Source organism: Streptomyces umbrinus (genome assembly GCF_030817415.1).
GTDB classification, from domain to species: domain Bacteria; phylum Actinomycetota; class Actinomycetes; order Streptomycetales; family Streptomycetaceae; genus Streptomyces; species Streptomyces umbrinus_A.
On sequence record NZ_JAUSZI010000002.1, the window covers coordinates 5,138,712 to 5,153,291 of the forward strand.

The 14,580-nt window shown below is 73.8% G+C and carries 7 protein-coding genes; all 7 read right to left on the minus strand.

Annotated features, from left to right (window positions below):
- Positions 1–813: 813 nt before the first annotated feature.
- The 7 genes from QF035_RS22330 to QF035_RS22360 all read right to left on the minus strand — a co-directional run bounded on the left by QF035_RS22330 (position 814) and on the right by QF035_RS22360 (position 14,530).
- Positions 814–8,379 (minus strand): non-ribosomal peptide synthetase, encoded by a 7,566-nt coding sequence (locus tag QF035_RS22330; RefSeq protein ID WP_307522254.1) that lies wholly within the window; start codon positions 8,377–8,379, stop codon positions 814–816.
- 63 nt (positions 8,380–8,442) lie between these two features.
- Entirely contained in the window at positions 8,443–9,378 is a 936-nt protein-coding gene (locus tag QF035_RS22335) for a TauD/TfdA family dioxygenase (RefSeq protein WP_307531334.1), read from the minus strand.
- Between the two features lie 23 nt (positions 9,379–9,401).
- Positions 9,402–10,175, minus strand: a complete 774-nt coding sequence (locus QF035_RS22340) for a 4'-phosphopantetheinyl transferase family protein (RefSeq protein WP_307522255.1) — start codon at positions 10,173–10,175, stop codon at positions 9,402–9,404.
- 45 nt (positions 10,176–10,220) lie between these two features.
- Positions 10,221–11,171, minus strand: coding sequence for a TauD/TfdA family dioxygenase (locus QF035_RS22345; protein WP_307522256.1), 951 nt, complete (start codon positions 11,169–11,171; stop codon positions 10,221–10,223).
- Positions 11,168–12,376 (minus strand): thioesterase domain-containing protein, encoded by a 1,209-nt coding sequence (locus QF035_RS22350; protein ID WP_307522257.1) that lies wholly within the window; start codon positions 12,374–12,376, stop codon positions 11,168–11,170. Before QF035_RS22350 ends, QF035_RS22345 begins: the two co-directional genes overlap by 4 nt.
- A complete protein-coding gene (locus QF035_RS22355; RefSeq protein ID WP_307522258.1) occupies positions 12,318–13,610 on the minus strand; it encodes an MFS transporter in 1,293 nt (430 codons plus the stop codon). Before QF035_RS22355 ends, QF035_RS22350 begins: the two co-directional genes overlap by 59 nt.
- On the minus strand, positions 13,607–14,530 hold the full coding sequence (locus QF035_RS22360; RefSeq protein ID WP_307522259.1) for an ornithine carbamoyltransferase: 924 nt from the start codon (positions 14,528–14,530) through the stop codon (positions 13,607–13,609). The genes QF035_RS22355 and QF035_RS22360 overlap by 4 nt, the downstream gene beginning before the upstream one ends.
- Positions 14,531–14,580 lie beyond the last annotated feature (50 nt).

Consider the following 14,580-nt stretch of genomic DNA (forward strand, 5'->3'; position numbering starts at 1 on the left):
AGCGGGCCCCGGCCACGACGACGGAATCGGCCCGGGCGCGGCACGGGAGTGGGCCGGGCACCGCACGGAAGCGAGTCGGGCGCCGTACCCGAGCGGGCCGAGTGCCGCACGGGAGTGGCCCGGGTGACGTACCGGAGCAGGCCGGGTGCCATACGGAAGCGGCCCCAGGCGCCGCACCGAAGCAGCCCGGGCGCTACACCGGAACGGGCCGGGCACCGCACGGAAGCGAGTCGGGTACTGGACCGGAGCAGCCCGGGCGCCGCACGGGAACGGGCCGGGCTCTATACCGGAATCGGCCGGACTCCACTACGAAGTCGGCCGCCCCTAACTCACGCCGGAACAGGCCCGAACAGCGTTCTGCACCGGGCCCGGCCGTCGTGAGCTCGGGCCCGGCCGCCGTGAGCTCGGGGGCGGTCGGCGAGAGCGCGCGCACCAGCCGGCAACCGGATTCCCGGTCCGCGCGCCGAATTCCCGGTGCGCGTCGTCCGTCCGGTCGCCGCACGGCATCGGACGGGACCCAGCGGCCTCGGTCGCCCCGGGATCCGCGCCGGACCATCGGACGGGATCCGCGCCGGACCGTCCCGGACCATCAAGGGGAAGCCCGTCCCCGTTCGTGAACGCGTCGAACCGGACCGTAGGGTCCGTTCACGGCTTCCGGGTGCCGGGGGTCACGTGGTGAGGAAGTTCCGGTGACCCGCCGTGCGGACGGCGGGTCACCGGGACCGGGTGCCTGATGCGGCTCTTGTTCCGTGATTCGCCGATGGCGGCCGTGCGGCGACCGTGTTCCGGCCGGCCCTCGGGAACTCCATGGGATCAGGCCTCGTCGTCCACGGGCCGCGTTGCGTCGCCCGGCCACTGCCGTGTGGCGGCCCCGTCCCCGTCGCGCCGTCTGAGGGCGTCCGCCACGAAGGTGCCCAGGGCCTGGCCGGACTCGGCGTTGGTGAGGACGACGAAGCCCGTGCCGGTGTCGAGGCGAGTGAACGCGCCGGCCCGGAATCCCGCCGTACGGCCTCCGTGGCCGTACTCCGTGCCGCTCCCCGTGTCGTCGACCACCGTGCCCAGGCCGTAGAAGCTGCCGGGGTGCGTGACGGTGAGGAGTTGTCGGGCCAGGGGCCTGGTCAGGAGCACGGCGCCGGGCCGGCCCAGCCGGGCCCGACGGATCTCCGCCGCCACCTTGGCCAGGTCCAGGGCACTGGACCACAGTCCGCCCGAGGCTGCCTCCGCACGGACGCGCCAGCCGCCGGCCAGCGGGGTGCCGTGCACGTCGTGGCCGGTGGCGGTGGGGGTGGCGGACCGCTGGGGATACCACTGGTCGAAGCTGCTGTCCGTCATGCCCAGGGGGCCGAGTACGAGGCGTTCGGCGAGGTCGGGGAAGGTCTCTCCCGTCACGTCCTGGAGCAGGAGTTCCAGCACGGAGAAGTTGACGCCGCTCTTGCGGAACACCTGCCCGGCGGGGAACTCCGCGCGGACCGGCGGATGGTCCGCGGGCGGCAGGCCGTCGAGGAGCTGCGGCAGGGTGGGGATCGGGTCGGCGGGGTGGTAGTGGGTGACCGGGACCGTGCCGAGCCCCGACCGATGACTCATGAGGTCCCTGATGGTCACGGGCGACCGGCCCGGTACGCGCCAGGACGTCAGATACCTGTTGACGTCCGAGTCCAGCCCGAGCACCCCCTGCGCGGCCAGGCCGAGGACCGCCAGCGCCGTCACGTGTTTGCTGAGGGAGCCCACCCGGAACGGCGTACGGCAGGTCACCGGTCCACCGTCGGCAGCCGTGACGCCGTACCCCCGCGCCGAGACCGCCTCACCGTCGTGCAGGAGTGCCACTGCCACGCCCGGCACCCGGTGCCGGTCCATGGCCGCGAGGAGGTCGTCCTCGTCGAAGGCAGGCCGGGCGCCCGTGTCCCGTACCGGGGCGGGAGCCGACGCCTCGGGCGCTCGCCGCACCGGGGGCAGCGCGTCCAGGGCGGCCGCGAGCTCCTCCAGCGTGCCGTACTCGTAGAGCATGCGCAGGGTCAGGGGCAGGCCGGCGCGCCGGGCCTCGGCCAGCACGGTGATCAGCTTCAGCGAGTGTCCGCCGAGCCCGACGAACCCGTCCCGGACACCGACGCGTTCGACGCCGAGGGCATCCCGCCAGATGCGTGCGACACGCTTCTCGGTCGGGGTGCGCGGGGCGACGTGGTGGTCGTCGTCCGCCCGGCCGGCGCGGGCCGGGGCGGGCAGGGCCGTGCGGTCGACCTTGCCGTTGGCCGTCAGCGGCAGCGTCGGCAGCGCGGTGAAGGTCGCGGGCACCATGTGTTCCGGCAGCAGCCGTGCCAGATGCGCGGTCAGGTCCTCGGGGACCGCCGGCGTCACATAGGCGGCCAGCTCCCCCTCGTGCGCGGTGACGTAGGCGTCCCGCACCCCGGGGTGCCCGGCCAGTGCCGCACGCACCTCGCCCGGCTCGACCCGGTGGCCGCGGATCTTGACCTGGTCGTCGGTCCGGCCGAGGAACTCCAGGGTACCGTCGGGCAGTTGACGCACGAGATCGCCGGTGCGGTACAGCCGCGCCCCCGGCGGTCCGAAGGGGTCCGGCAGGAACCGCTCGGCGGTCAGCCCGGGGCGGCCCGTGTAACCGCGGGCCACGCCCGTGCCACCGGCGTACAGCTCGCCCGGGACGCCGGGCAGCACCTGCCGCAGGCTCTCGTCGAGCACGTGCACGGTGGCGCCGGGAAGGGGCTTCCCGATCGGCACGACATCGTCGTCCGGCACGAGGTCCGCGAGCTCGTGGACGGTCGTTCCCACACATGTCTCGGTGGGGCCGTACTCGTTGACGAGGCGGGCGCCCGGGGCGAGTTCGCGCCAGCGCCGTACGACGGAACCGTGCAGGGGCTCACCCGCGACCACCAGGACCCCGGCCAGACCGGCTGCCTGCGCGGGGGTGAACTGCTCGGCGAGCAGGCCGAGGTGACCGGGGGTGAGCTTGACGAAGCTGTACGGGGCCCCGGCCGCCAGTTCGTCCCCCAGCCGTGCGGGGCCGGTGTCCTGCGGGACCGTGTGCACGGGCTGCCCGCTCACCAGCGGGGCCCACAGGTTGGGGACGACCAGGTCGTAGGCGACCGACGAGAACAGCGGGGCGCCGCCCTCGCCGAGCGACGCCAACTCCCGCGCCGCCCAGGCGACATGGTGGGCGAGCGACCCGTGGGTCACCTCCACGCCCTTGGGAGTCCCGGTCGACCCGGAAGTGAAGATCACGTACGCCAGGGTGCCGGGGGCGCCCGCGTGTCGCACGGGTCCGGGCTCCTGGGCGGTACGGCCGGCGGGGTGCCCGGCGGATCGGCCGGCAGAAGCCGCGTCCGTCACCACCGTGTCCGTGTCCGTGAACCGTTCCGCGTATGCCGACGAGGTCACCGCCACGGCCGCACCGGAGCCCGCCACGATCGACGCCACCCGCGCCGCGGGGTACGACGGATCGATCGGTACGTACGCACCGCCTGCCTTCCACACCGCCAGCAGGGCCGCGATCAGGTCGGGTCCCCGGTCCAGCAGCACCGCCACCCTCGACTCGGGGCGCACGCCCCGCTCCCGCAGCGCGTGCGCCAACCGCCGGGCACGGGCGTCCAGTTCGGCGTACGACACCCGCTCGACGCCCCGCACCACCGCGGCGGCGTCGGGACAGGACGCGACGCGGGACTCGAACAGGGCGAGCACGGAGGGCGCGTCCGCCGCGCTCTTCGTCCCGCCGGTCCGGCGGACCGCTTCCTCCTCCCCGGCCTCCAGGAAGGTCTCCGTCGCGTCGCCCCCGGGGTCCGCGGCCATCGCCTCCAGGACTCGCCGGTACAGCCGCGCGATCCGCTCCGCGCGCTCACGGGTCAGCACGGTGGTGTTCGTCTTCAGGCCGATGTGCCGCCGGACCGTCGTGACGGCCAGGTCGAACTCCGTGGTGCCGGGCGCCATCACGGAGTCCATGTCGACGGCGTCGCTCTCCAGGCGCGCGAAGTCGACGTGGTTGAGGACGACGTTCACCAGCCGGGGTCCCTGGGCGTCCTCCCGCATCTCGGGCATCGGGAACTGGCGGTACGGCCACAGCTCCGCCTCCTGTTCGAAGGCCTCGCGGACCAGCTCGCGCCAGGTCCCGGCGGGCCGGCGGAAGACGAACGGGACCGTGTTGAGGTGCATGCCGTGGACCCGGTCGGCGCCGACCGTCTCCGGCCGGGTGTGCACCACGACGCCGCCGGTGAACCGGGGTCCGCCGCCGAGCCGGCTCAGCACCGTGCCGTGCGCGGCCACGAGGACGCTCTTGAGGGAGGCGCCCGCGTCCGCGGCCAGCGCGCGCAGCTTCTCCTCCAGGTCGTCGAAGGGTGCCCGTACCCAGAAGTCCTCGCGGGGCCGGTCCGGCTCGCCCCAGTGCGGGGGGAGTTCGAAGGCCGGATGGCCGCTGACGGTTCGCGTCCAGTACGCGCGGGCCGGCGCCGAGTCCAGGGCACGCAGTTCACCGGCGACGGAGTCGGCGAAGCGTACGCCCGGCGCGCGGTACGGACCGGGGGCGCCCGACTCCCGGATGTCCCGGTAGCAGTCGAGCAGTTCACGCAACAGCGAGTGGTAGCTCCAGCCCTCCAGGATCCCGTGGAACTCGGAGGCCGACAACCACCAGCCGTCGTCCGTGCGGTGGACGGTGAGCCGCAGCAGCGGCGGCACCGCGAGATCGAATCGCCGGGCCCGGTCCTCGTCGTGGAACCGGTGCAGGCTCGCGCGCACCGCGTCGGCGTCGATGCCTCGCAGGTCCCGTACCTCGACCGGCACGTCGGCCGAGGAGTGCACGAGTTGCATGGGAACGGAACAGGAGTGCAGGTCGAAGGAGGTGCGCAGCACGTCGTGGCGTGCCGTCACCGTCCGGGCGGCCGCGTGCAGCGCGGGCAGGGAGAAGGGCCCGGTGTCCCGCATCCGGGTGGTGGCGACGTTCTGGTAGGTGTTGTGCCGGTCGTGGCCGAGCATGTCGACGACCATGCCGACCTGCGCCCGGGTCATCGGATACGCGTCCACCAGGGCGTCCGGGAGCCGCTCCCGGTCCTCGGCGCCGACCAGCTCGAACGGCAGGACGGCCGCACCGGCGGACGCGGGGGCCCGGGTTCCGGCCACGGCGCACATCCCGGCGACCGTGCGGTGGTCGAAGACATCGCGGATCGTCACGTCGTACCCGGCGGCCCGCAGCGCGCCCACCAGGGTCACCGCGCGGATCGAGTCGCCGCCCAGGTCGAAGAAGCTGTCCTCGACGCCGAGCCTCTCCAGACCCAGCACCTCGCGCCATACGGCGGCGAACTCCCGCTCGGCGGCGGTTCGCGGCGCGCGCGAGGCCTCGTCCGTGTCCGGCCGGTGCGGTGCGTCGTCCGGTGCGGGCAGGGCCCGCTTGTCGAGCTTGCCGTTGGGGGTCAGGGGCAGGCCGCTCATCGGCACCAGGGCCGAGGGCACCATGTACTCGGGCAGCGCCGCGCGCAGATGCCGGCGCAGCTCGGACACCGCGATGTCGCCCTGTCCGGCGGGCACGACATAGCCGACCAGCCGCTTGCCGCCCGGCCCGTCCTCCTGTACGACGACGGCGGCCTCGCGTACGGCGGGATGGGCGGCGAGCACGGTCTCGACCTCTCCGGGCTCGACGCGGAAGCCGCGGATCTTCACCTGGTCGTCGATCCGGCCGAGGAACTCCAGGACGCCGTCGGTGCGGTGGCGCGCCAGGTCGCCGCTGCGGTACATCCGCGAACCGGGCGGCCCGTAGGGATCGGGCACGAAGCGCTCCGCCGTCAGCCGGGGCCGGCCGAGGTAGCCCCGGGCCACCCCCGGACCGCTCACATGGATCTCACCGGGGACGCCGGCCGGCACGGGGGCGCCGTGCGGATCGAGCAGCCGGACGGCGAGGTCGGCGAGCGGGTGCCCGACGGGGTTCCCGGCGCCGCTGTCGACGTCGGTGCGGGTGACCCGGTGGCAGGTGGCGTGGACGGTGGTCTCGGTGATGCCGTACATGTTGAGGACGGACGTGCGGTCGGGGTCCATCCGGTCGAACCAGGGGCCGAGTTCGGGTATGCCGAGCTGCTCGCCGGCGCACACGACGGCCCGCAGGGCGAGCCGGCCGAGCCGTGGATCGCCGTCCGCGGCGGCCGACACCGGACCGCGGAAGGCCGACGGCGTCTGGGAGAGCACGGTGACCCGCTCCGCGGCCAGCAGGTCGATCAGGTCGTCGGGGGAGCGTGCCGTGTCGAGCGGGACGACGACCAGCCGGCCGCCGTGCAGGAGAGCGCCCCACATCTCGAAGACCGACACGTCGAAGGCGTGACTGTGGAACAGCGTCCACACGTCGTGCTCGTCGAAGGCGAGGTGTTCACGGGCCGTGGCCAGCAGGCGGCGCACGTTGCGGTGGGTGACCTCGACGCCCTTGGGGCGGCCGGTGGAGCCGGAGGTGTAGATGACGTAGGCGCGGTCGTCGAGGTGGGCGGCAGGCCCGAGGTCGGCCGCGGACAGCGACTCGAGACGGGACCGCTCCCGGTCCAGGTCGAGGATCAGGCCGGCGTACCGGCCCGTGAGCCGTTCCCCGTGCGCGCTGTCGGTCAGCACCAGGGGCGCGCCGGTGTCGGCGAGGACCAGCTCCAGCCGGGCGGCGGGCGCCGCGGGGTCGAGCGGGACGTAGGCCGCGCCCGACTTGAGGATGCCGAGCAGCGCCGGCAGCAGATCGGTGCCGCGGTCCAGCAGGACTCCCACCAGGCTGCCGGGCCCCGCTCCCCGCGCACGCAGCAGCCTGGCGACGCGGTTGGCGCGGGCGTTGAGTTCCGCGTAGGCCAGCCGCTCGTGGCCGTAGGACACGGCGGTCGCGTCCGGGGTGCGGGCCGCCTGCTCCTCGAAGGCCCGGTGGATCGGGCGGGTGTCCGTGTCCGGCCGGGCGGGCGGGGCGGTGAGCCGGGCCCGGTCCGCCTCGTCGAGCAGGTCCAGGGCGGACAGTGGGGCGTCCGGGTGTGCGGTGGCCGCCTCCAGCAGCCGGACGTACTGCGCGAGCATGCGCTCGGCGGTGGCCCGGTCGAACAACTCGGTGGCGTACTCCAGGCGTGCGGTGAACGCCCCGTCCGGGGCCTCGTCGACCACCAGCGAGAGGTCGAAACGGGCGCGGGCGCGGGGCGGCCGGACCGGCACGGAGGCGACACCGGGCAGCCCGAAGTCGGTGACGGTCTGCGGGCGCAGGGTGAACAGGGTCTGGAACAGCGGGGTGCGGGACAGGTCCCGGTCGGGTTCCAGCTCCGCGACCAGCAGCGGGAAGGGCACGTCCTGGTGGTCGAAGGCGTCCAGGACGGTCTGCCGGACGTTCTCCAGCAGCTTCGCGAACGTCGGGTCGCCGTCCCAACGCGTCCTGACGACAAGGCTGTTGACGCCATAGCCCATCATCCGCGCCCATTCGGGGCGGCCCCGCAGCGAGGAGACCGTGCCGACGGTGATGTCGTCGCGGCCGGTGTACCGGGCGAGTAGCGCCTGGAACGCGGTGAGCAGCACGCCGAACGGTGTGGTCCCGGCCCGTGCCGCCGTCTCGCGGACGGCCGCCGCCGTCCGGTCCGGAAGCCGTCGGGTGACGGTGCCCGCGTCGTCGCCGCGGACGGCGGGGCGCCTGCGGTCGGCGGGCAGATCGAGGGGCGTGAGCCCGTCGAGCAGGCGCCGCCAGTGGGCGAGGTGGCCGTCGAACTCGCCCCGCAGGGCCCGTTCGTGCTCCCACAGCGCGTAGTCGGCGTACTGGGTCGCGGGCGGCAGCGGATCGCCGTCCGAGGTGCCGTGCCGGTACAACGCGCCCAGCTCCTGGGCGAAGACGGCGGTGGACCAGGCGTCGCACGCGATGTGGTGGACGATCAGGACGAGTACGTGCTCCTCGGGGGCGCAGCGCAGCAGCGTGCCGCGCACCGGCCATTCCCGCTCCAGGTCCATGGGACGGGCGCCCTCGTGCGCGATGCGCTCGAGCACGGTGGACTCCCGGTGCGGGGCGGGGAGCGCGGTGAGGTCCTCCAGGGTGAGCGTGCCCGCCGTGGCCGGGTCGATCACCTGCTCCGGTGAGCCGTCCCGCAGCCGGTAGCGGGTGCGCAGGATCTCGTGTCGGGCCAGTACACCGTCCCAGGCATGCCGCAGTGCCGGCACGTCGAGGGTTCCGGTGAGCCGCAGTGCCAGGGTGACGAGGTACTCGTCGCTGTCCGGCCTCAGCCGGTTGTGGAACCACATCTGCCGTTGCCCCGCGGACAGCGGCAGCGGCCCTGGGCGATCCGCCCGGGGCGTCACCACGGGGGGCCGGTCACGTCGGGGACGGCCGGCGAGCCGGCGCCGGAGCAGTTCGGCGCGCAGCTCGTCGGTGGTGCTCGGCCCGGGCGAACCCGTGTCGTCCATGGGAACAGCTCCTAGGTCAACTCGTCGTCGGCTCGGCGGTCGGCTCAGTGGTCGACCCGGCGGTCAACTCGGTGTGGTCGAGGACGGCTCCGCCATCGCCACCGCGATCTTCCGCGGGCCGGTGAACGGCTCGCGGCCGTGTGCGGCCAGCATGTTGTCGACGATCAGGACGTCGTCGCGGCGCCAGTCGAAGCGGGTCGTCGCCGAGCGGTAGGCGGCCCGCAGGTGGGCGACCGTCTCGTCCGGGATGCGCCCGCCGTCGCCGAAGTAGGTGTTGGTGGGCAGGTCCTCGTCGGGGAAGATCTCCCGCAGCCCTTCCCGGACCTCCGGGGCCAGCGAGGTGACGTGCCAGAACGTGGCGTGGTTGAACCACACCTCCTCGCCCGACAGGGGGTGCCGGTGCACCGCGGCCCGGACGGCCGTCGTACGCAGCCCGCCGTCGGCGCGCCACTCGGCTTCGATGCCCTTGTCCCGGCAGTACCCCACGATCGTGTCCCGGTCGCCGGTGCCGAACGCCTCCTGCCACGGCACTCCGAAGTCCGCGTGGAAGTTGCGCACCACACGCCAGCCGCCGCGCCGCACGAACTCCTCGCGCACCGCCGGCTCGATGGCCCGGTACACCTCGCGGATGTCGGCGAGCGGGGTCGCGCCCCGGGTGTGGGCGGGCTCGATGCAGTAGAAGTAGAGCGTGTTGGGCCAGACCGCCTGGTACGAGTTCTCGTTGTGCAGAAAGATCTCCTCGTCGGCCGGGTAGTCCGTCGAGGTGTACACCTGCCCCTTGATCGTGGAACGCGGCGAGGAGCGCTCGGCATAGCTGAGCGGTCCGCTCCCGGACAGGGCGCGCACCACCCCGTCGAACCCGTCGACGCCGCCGACCTCGAAGCCGCGCAGCAGGATCGCCCCGCGTTCGCCGAGGACGGTGCGCAGCTTCTCCCGGTGGGTCCTGATGTGGTCGTGCACGGATGTGCCAGGCGGTGCGGTGTACTCGACCGCGGTCATGGGGTTCGTGGAGTCGATGGAGTTCATGGCGCCAGTACCTCTCTGTTCTCCTCGCTGAGTCGCATCAGGTCTTCGTAGCTCTGCGCCACGACCGGGCCGGTGGCCGTGGCCTCCCGGGCCAGGGCGGCGAACACCCCGTCGACGACGGGCAGGTCCTGCACCAGCCAGGTGTCGGGGCCCGTGGGCTCGGCGTGCGTGACGACGACCGGGCCGTCCAGCGCCGGCTGTACGTCGACCGCCGTCAGGTCGGTGATGATGCCGACGCCGCTCGCCTTGACCACGGCCTCCTTCCGTGTCCAGCAGCGGAAGAAGGCGTGCGCGCGGGTGGTCTCGTCGGCCCCGGAACGCACATGGACGAGTTCCGACGCGCTCAGCACCAGCTTCGACGCGCCGTCGACGTCGAGGCTGCGGTCGTCCTCCAGGTCGACGCCGACCTGGTGGCCGACGACCACGGCGAGCAGCCAGTGCGCCGCGGACCTGGAGAGGTTGAAGTCGAGGTCGGTGGGCGGCCAGTCGACGCGCGGCCTGCCGTGCCGGGGATGGGCACAGCGCGGGCACGGACGCCGGCCCACGACCAGGTCGCGCGGCGGCACGTCGAGGTACCCGGCGACCACGCGGCGCAGCGCCGTGTGGGCGGCCGCGTAACGGGCCGCGGCGGGGTCCGGCAGCCGGCGGACCATCCGCCGCTCCTCGTCCGAGAGCAGGTCGGTGTCACGCTGCGCGAGTACGTCTGGGGCCCGGCCCCGCCAGATGTGGACCGCTTCGTGGTCCCTGAGGTGTTCGTATCGGGCGGTCATCGCCTCTGTCCGTTCCGTCGGTGGGTCGTACGTGCGCGGGCCGGGTCAGTCCGACATGGCGACCAGCACCCGACGGGCGCCGGTGAAGGGGCGGCGTCCGTGGGCCAGCAGGACGTTGTCGATGAGCAGCAGGTCGCCGGAGCGCCAGTCGACGTCGACGGCGTGCTCCAGGCCGCGGTCGCGGATCTGGACGACGTACTCGGCGGGGATGGGGGTGCCGTCGGCGAAGGTGACGTTCTGCGGCAGGTCCTCCTCGGGCAGGATCTGCGCGAGGGCGGCGGCGGTGTCGTCGCCGAGGCCGGCCGGGTGCCACTGGTCGGACTGGTTGAACCACACCTCTGCACCCGTGACGGGGTGCCTGGTGGTGGCGGGGCGTACGGAGGCGACCCGGATGCCGCCGTCGGCCTTCCACTCCCACCGGGCGCCGGTCGGTTCGAGGAACGCCTCGACCTCGGCCCGGTCGGTGGTCTCGAAGGTGTCCTGCCAGCTCTTGCCGAGGCCGAAGCCGTCGTGCAGGTTCTGTACGTACCGCACCCCGCCCGCGAAGGCCTCGCGGACCTCGGCGTCCAGGGAGTCGAGCCAGCGCGCCGCGTCGAGCACGGGGGTGGCTCCGCCGCTGCCCGGCTGCACCTGGCAGTAGAAGGCCAGCCGGGCCGGCCAGGCGTGCGCGTAACTCATCTCGTTGTGCATCGAGATGGTGAATTCCTGCGGGTACTCGGTGGAGGTGTAGACGTTGCTGCCGACCTTGGTGCGCGGCGAGTTGCCGTGCACGTACGCGAGGCGGTTGGGCAGCAGCCTGTCGAGCACGCGGTCGAGTTCCTCGGGGGTGATCTCGAAGCCGCGGAAGACGAGGCCCTTCTCCTGCGTGAGCAGGTTGCCGACCTCCTCGGGGCCCATGTCGTCGATACGGGCCACGAGTTCGTCGGCGCCGCCGGTCCCCTCCGACTCGATGTCCAGCGGGGTCCAGAGCTCCGTCTGTGTCAGGGGGTCGTTCATGGGGTCATGTCTCCAGTTCGTCGAATGACGTCGAGGTCCTTGGTGATGTCGGCGACCAGCTCCGCCTCGCGCGGGGCGAGGTAGAAGTGGTCACCCGGATAGGTGCGCAGGGCGAAGTCCCCGGACGCGGTGAGCTCGGACCAGGCCAGCACGTCGGCCTGTACGCAGCCGGGGTCGTCGCGTCCGAGGTAGGCGGTGATGGGCGCGCGGAGCCGGACGGGCGGGGCCGCGGGCCGGTAGTCCTCGATGAGCCGGTAGTCGGCGCGCAGGGTCGGCAGGAGCAGTTCGCGCAGCTCGGGGATGTCGTACGCCTCCGAGCCGAGGGAGCCCAGCTGGCGTACGCCCGCGACGAGTTCGTCGTCCCCGCGCAGGTGCAGTCCGGTGCGGCGGGCGCGATGCGGCGCGGACCGGGCCGACACCAGCAGCCGCCTGGGCACGACGCCGTGCCGCGACTCCAGCCGCAGCGCCGTCTCGTAGGCGACGGACGAGCCCATGCTGTGTCCGAACAGCGCGAGCGGTCCGTCGAGCCGGGGCAGCAGTGCGGTGGTGATCTCGTCGGCGAGCGTGGCCATGTCGGTGCGGCAGGGTTCGGCCAGCCGCTCCTGTCGGCCCGGGTAGCGGACCGCGAGCAGTTCGATGTCGGGGGGCAGGCGGGCGGCCCAGCCGCGGAAGAGCTGCGCGCTGCCGCCGGCGTGGGGGAAGCAGACAAGGCGGAGCCGGGGCGGGCGGGCCGAAGCGGGACGCCAGGCGGTGAGCCAGGGGTCGGCGCTCGCCGGCTGCCCGGAGGGCCGTACGGTCCGCGGGCCCGCCGAGGTCGCCCCGCCGGCGGTCCGCACCGGCCGGTGCCCACTCGGCACGGGCCGGTCGACCGCCACTGCCGGACCGCCGGGCCGCGCCCCACGCGCGTCGGCCGACGCCGACCGGTCGGCGACCGGTACCGGCCGGTCACCGCTCGGCACGGGCCGGTCGCCGCCGGGCGCCGTGCAGCCACCGCCCAGGGCCGTCCGGTCGCCACCGGATGTCGTCCGGTCGCCGGGCGGTGCGGCGGGGTCACCGCTCGGCACGGGCCGGTCGCCGCCGGGCGCCGGGCAGCCACCGCCCAGGGCCGTCCGGTCGCCACCGGATGTCGTGCGGTCGGCGGACGGGTCACCGGTTCGCGTCGGGCGGTCGGGGCCCGGCATCGGCTTCGGCGTTGGTCCGGTCATCGCGCAGTTCTCCCTTCAAGTCCGGTGCCAGTACGGCGAACAGGGTCAGTACGGCCATCGCGACCGCGATCCCCCGTACGGTCGGTTCCGCGCCCCAGGCCGCGAGCAGCAGGCCCGCGGCGAACGAGCCGAGCGCGTTGGTGCCGGACCCGATGAGACCGGCGGTGGCGGCGACCCGGCCCTGGAGCGCGTCGGGTGTGGTGCGCACCTGGTAGACGGCGGCGGCCACGTTGAACACCGCGCCGACGAACCCGGTGCCCGCGTACAGCGCGCCGAGCAGGACGGGCCTGCTGGTGAAGCCCATCGCGCCGATCAGCAGCGTCCAGGCGAGGGCGCCGCCGACGAGCAGCGTGCGCTGCCGGAACCGGGCCTGGATCCGGCCGCCCACGAGCGCCCCGCACAGCCCGCCGACCCCGCCGATGCCGACGACGATCGCGAGGGTCGCCGACGGCAGCCCCGCCTCCTTGACCCGCAGGATCAGGGCGAGCGCCAGCATCTGGAACAGGACGTTCGTGCCGGCGACATAGCCGAGGGCCGCCCGCAGGAACCGCTGGCGCCACAACCACCGCATGCCGTCGGCGACTTCGGAGGAGAGCCGGGCCCGCTGCGGCGTGCCGGCACGCTCCTCCTGGAAGTCCTTGCGGATCGCCAGCAGGGAGAGCAACGAGACGAGGTAGCCGAACACTCCGAAGCCGAACGGCAGCCACCGGCCGAGCGACTGGAGCAGCACTCCGCCCGGCTGGCCCAGCAGACCGGCCGCCCTGCCCCGCGCCTCGTTCTGCGCGAGCGCGGCGGGCAGGTGGTCGGGGTGCACGAGATTGCGTACGGCACCACGCTCGGCGAGCCGGTAGAACACCGCGAGGGCGGCCTCCACGAACGCCACGGCCGCCAGGTGGGCGACCGCGATCCGGCCCGTCGCGAGGGCGAGGGCCACGCTCGCCACTGCGACGGCCCTGCCCGCCTCGCACACCAGCATCAGCCGGCGCCGGTCCCAGCGGTCCACGAGGGCGCCGGCCGGCAACTGCACGAGCAGCAGCGGCAGCAGCGCCGCCGTGGACACCACGGACATGGCCAGCGGGGAACCGGTGTGCCAGAGCACGATCAGCGGATAGGCGACCGCTGTCACGCGTGCGGCCAGGAACGACATGCTCGCCCCGGACCACAGGAGCAGGAACTCCCGGTTGCGGCGCAGGGGCCGGTCCGCGGGCGCGGCGGCGCCCTCGACGAGGGTCATGTCCTGCACCACTCCAGGACCGCCATCGCGCTGTGCATCTTGTTCTCGGCCTGGGCGAAGGCGATGCTGGCCGGTCCGTCGAGCACCTCGGCGGTCACCTCGTCGCCGCGGTGGGCGGGCAGGTCGTGCATGAAGACCGCCTTGGGGCTGGATTCCCACAGCGCCGCCGTGACCTGGAAGGGCGCAAAGATCTCCCGCCAGTCGGCGTCGGGCTTGCTGGTGCCGGTGGTCTGCCAGCGGGTGGTGTAGACGGCGTCCAGGTCGGCGGGCAGGTCGGCCATGTCATGGCGTTCGCGGAACGTCGCCCCGTGGCGGGCGGCCTGTTCGGCGGCCCGCTCGCGGTAGTACGGGGCCAGGCCGTAGCCGGGTGGCGTCCGCAGTTCGAACTCGACGCCGGGGAAGCGGCTCAGCGCCAGCGCGAGGGCCGACGCGGTGTTGTTGCCCTCGCCGACGTACAGCACGCGCAGCCCCTCGACGCGGCCGAACTGCCGCTGGAGCGTGGTCAGGTCGGTGAGCGCCTGGGTGGGGTGTTCGTCGGCGCTCATCGCGTTGACGACGGCCATGCGATCCTGGGCGGCCCAAGACCGCATCTCGGCGGTGTCCCCGGCGGTACGGGCGACCAGCACGTCGAGCATCCCGGACATCACACGGCCGGTGTCCTCGCTGGTCTCGCCGGTGTTGAGCTGGAGGTCGTCGGGCCCGTACGCCACGGTCTGCGCGCCCAGCCGCAGGGCGCCGCTGGAGAAGGCGGTCCGGGTGCGGGTCGAGGTCTTGCGGAAGTAGATGCCGACGATGTCGCCGACGAGCGCGGCGGGGCGGCCCGCGGTGCCGGCCGAGAAGGCGGCACCGCGGGTGACGAGCGCGGTCAGGTCCGTGTCGTCGAGGTCGTCGATGGATATCAGATGCCGTACGGATGCCATGGGGTCCTCCTCCGGGATGTGGGCCGTACACGGTGTGCTGCGCGGCGGCG

Coding starts and splice junctions, on each gene's coding strand:
- QF035_RS22330 (WP_307522254.1), bottom strand. CDS start 8,379: ATGGACGACACGGGTTCGCCCGGGCCGAGCACCACCGACGAGCTGCGC.
- QF035_RS22335 (WP_307531334.1), bottom strand. CDS start 9,378: ATGACCGCGGTCGAGTACACCGCACCGCCTGGCACATCCGTGCACGAC.
- QF035_RS22340 (WP_307522255.1), bottom strand. CDS start 10,175: ATGACCGCCCGATACGAACACCTCAGGGACCACGAAGCGGTCCACATC.
- QF035_RS22345 (WP_307522256.1), bottom strand. CDS start 11,171: ATGAACGACCCCCTGACACAGACGGAGCTCTGGACCCCGCTGGACATC.
- QF035_RS22350 (WP_307522257.1), bottom strand. CDS start 12,376: ATGACCGGACCAACGCCGAAGCCGATGCCGGGCCCCGACCGCCCGACG.
- QF035_RS22355 (WP_307522258.1), bottom strand. CDS start 13,610: ATGACCCTCGTCGAGGGCGCCGCCGCGCCCGCGGACCGGCCCCTGCGC.
- QF035_RS22360 (WP_307522259.1), bottom strand. CDS start 14,530: ATGGCATCCGTACGGCATCTGATATCCATCGACGACCTCGACGACACG.